We start from the raw sequence: 979 nt of genomic DNA on the forward strand, positions 1-979 counted from the left end.
ACAGCAAACGCTGAATAAGTCAAACGCTCAAAAGAAAAAGGTCGATCTTGTGTCGACCTTTTTTATGTTCTACGTATAGACGCAATCAAATCCTTCAGGACGTGTTTTAAACCGTTTGTGCAACCACATCCACGCAGGAATATCGCGTCTTATCATTTTTTCGAGTTCTTGGTTCAAGATACTTGCCGCTTTCATCGCATTACGCTTTTCAAAATACTCACTGAGATCCTTCCCAATATACAACGTGTAGTGATGATTCCTGCTCACTGTGACACCTGATATGACCGCGCACTTTGTTGCGTCAATAAGCACACTAGACCCCACTGTGCTCGCAGCTTGTTCAACGGCAAAAAACGGTGCAAAAACAGAATGGTTGGCACCATAATCATGATCAGGTAAATACCAAAGTCGATGGCCATTTTTCAAAACTTTGAGCATTGATTTCACGTCTTTTCGATCGATCATTTGATGCCCAAAACGAGTTCGGCCTCGATGTTGAATAAATTCATAAGCAGGGTTTGAGTTTGGACGGTAAACACCATAGCCTTTGGCAAATTGGCTGAAGATACGAGCGGTTATTTCCAAGTTCAAATGGTGACTACACACCACTAATACACCGCGACCGTTCTTTTCCTCTGTGAGCAGACGATCTTTGCCAACAATAGAAGTTATGCGATTAATTCGCCAGTCTGGCCAAAACCAAGCGATACCAGTTTCGATGAGCGCCATTCCCGTGTATTGAAAGTTTTTTCGTACCACATCCTTGCATTGCCAATCTGTGTAATCAGGAAAACATAGCTGAAGATTACGCAAAGCGATCTTGTATCGGCGCTTCATTAAATGCATCGCAACGCAACCGATGCTTCTACCTAAGATTCGTAAAACCACATACGGCAGTACATTAACAATGATTGCTAGAGATCCAAATGCCAGCCAAACAGACCAATATTTGGGCTTAAGTAACTGATAGGAAAAAAGC

General features: G+C 42.5%; 1 protein-coding gene. It reads right to left on the reverse strand.

Annotated elements, in window-relative coordinates; all coding sequences use genetic code 11:
- Positions 1 to 69: 69 nt before the first annotated feature.
- The coding region (locus R7Q48_RS25155) for a Kdo(2)-lipid IV(A) acyltransferase (RefSeq protein ID WP_318132862.1) at positions 70 to 979 on the reverse strand (910 nt) is incomplete at its 5' end.

It is taken from the genome of Vibrio sp. 378 (genome assembly GCF_033339435.1).